This is a genomic window from Photorhabdus australis DSM 17609, from assembly GCF_000711895.1.
In the GTDB taxonomy this organism is placed as follows: Bacteria; Pseudomonadota; Gammaproteobacteria; order Enterobacterales; family Enterobacteriaceae; genus Photorhabdus; species Photorhabdus australis.
Genome location: NZ_JONO01000116.1, coordinates 1 through 2,443, shown reverse-complemented (window position 1 = coordinate 2,443; position 2,443 = coordinate 1). Strand labels below are relative to the sequence as shown.

1 pseudogene is annotated in these 2,443 nt (G+C 58.3%); it reads left to right on the top strand.

What is annotated here, in order from left to right:
* Nucleotides 1-2,443: pseudogene (locus tag BO26_RS18285) on the top strand (hemagglutinin repeat-containing protein); the annotation flags it as partial.

The following is a 2,443-nucleotide window of genomic DNA, read 5'->3' as shown; positions in this document are numbered from 1 at the left end:
CCGACCGTTTTAGCGCGAAAACCCCGGGTCAGTTTAACCACGACGGCGGCCAGTTAGTGGCGAAGGAAATCCACCTCACAACCCCAGATATCTCTAACCTGAAAGGAAAAATTGACCAGACCGGTCCCGGTGAACTGACGCTCCATACCCGCACCCTGAATAACCGTCAGGGGACCGTGTTCAGTCAGGGGACACTGACCCTCACCACGGACCAGCTCGACAACCAGCAGGGCACGATTGCCAGTCAGGGGGAGGACCTGCATCTGACCGCGCATCAGGCCGATAACACTCAAGGTCAGGTGCAATTGGCAGGCAACGGGACACTGTCGCTCAATACCCAGCAGTGGCTGGGTGATCAGGGTAAACTACTGACCCATGGCGCCCTGACGATACAGGCCGGTGAACTGCAACTCAACCACGCCGAGACTCAGGCCGGGCAGATAACCGTCAACGCCGACACCCTGAGTCATCAAGGCGGCGTGATGCAACAACAGGGCAAAGAGACCCTGTCCCTCACCACCCGGATACTGGATAACCAGCACGGCACTATTGCGGGCAACGGCAACCTGAACCTGAAGGCGACGAGCGTCAATAATCGTCACGGCCACCTCGTGGCCGCCGACCAAGGCTCGCTGACACTGGCGGTCAAAGACACGCTGGACAATCAGTCGGGCCGGGTGTTAAGCGGCGGGCCGTTAACCCTGCGTACCGGCGATGTGGATAACACCGGCGGGCTAATCGCGGCGGACGGTAAAACCACGCTGACCGGCGCCAAACTCACTAATACTCAGGGCCAGATAGCCGGGAATGGCGGGCTGGACATTCACAGTCAACAACTGATCAACCGTGAGGGGACCTTACAATCCGCCGACGCTCTGACTCTGGATACCAACGGGCAGTTACTGGATAACCAGCAGGGCCAGATTATTGGAGAAGGAAAAACCACAATAACCAGCGGTCCACTGGACAATCGCCACGGTCATCTGCAAGGCGGACAGTTGGCTATCGACACCCGACACGCCGCGTTGGATAACCGGGACGGCAAATTGTTATCCACCGACACCTTAACCCTGAACACTCATCAGCTCGACAATCGTCACGGTCAGGTGCAGGCGGTGGGTGACACCCAGCTTCATGTTGACACTCAAACCGATAACACCGGCGGCCTTATCCGTGGCGGTCAGCAATTGACCCTGAACACCGCTCGCCTGATTAACCGCGAGACGGCGCACACGGATAACGGGGTGGCAGCACAAAACCTGACGGTCAACGCGCAACAGGTGGACAATACTCAGGGGGCCTTACGGGCAGCCAACCATCTGCAAGCTCAGGTGAGTCACACGCTGGAGAATGCGCAGGGGTTAATCTCCGCGGGCAAACAGCTTACCGTCGGCGACGAGGCCCGTCCTACGTCTCTGGCGATGAACAACCGGCAAGGCACGCTGATTGCCGGGGAGCACGCCACGATTAACGCACGCGCCTTAAGCGGTGACGGCCAACTGTTATCGCAGGGCGATATGGCGGTCACGTTAACCGAGGATTTTCATCATACCGGCCACACGGCGGCCAATGGCAATCTGACCCTGAAAACGACCGGCAATCTCCTCAATGACCGCCAGATAACAGCCGGTCAGGCGCTGCATCTGGACGCACAGCATCTCACCAACCGCGCCGCCGGTGAAATCAGCGCTAAACAAACGCAAATCACGGTTCACGATACGCTGAACAACACCGGATTGATTGACGGCGGCCTGACCCACCTGACAGCCAACACCCTGAACAACACCGGCACCGGGCGACTTTACGGGGACCAGCTCGCCCTCCAGACGGAGACCCTGAATAACACCGCACAGGATGGCAAAGCCGCCGTGATTGCCGCGCGTGACCGACTGGATATCGGCACCGCAACGCTCAACAACCGTGACCATGCCCAGATTGACAGCGTGGGCAACATGCACATCGGTGGTCAATTGGATAACGCGCTGACGGCTACCGGTCAAGCCCGTGAGCTCAATAACCACGCGGCGACGATGGAAGCCGGGCGCCATTTGACGATGAATGCCGACCAGATTAACAACACCAACGCCGGGTTAGTGACTCAGGTCGTCGAAACGGAAAAATCTCAGCATCACGACGCGGTACTGAGCGGCCAGACCGCCCGTTACGACTGGTCACAGGTGGACACTTCCCACCACAATAAATACGGCGTGCACGATGCCATCATGCCGGATGGCAGCGGCAGTAATGACTTTTACGAATATCAGTACACCCGCACCGTCAAGGAAACTCAGGTTAAACAGAGTGACCCCGGTAAAATTCTGGCCGGGGGCAATCTGACGCTCAACAGTGCGCAGGTCACTAATCACGACAGCCAGATTATCGCCGGTGGGGCGCTGGACGGAGTGATAGGCGAGTTGCACAATATCGCTACGCAGGGCGAACG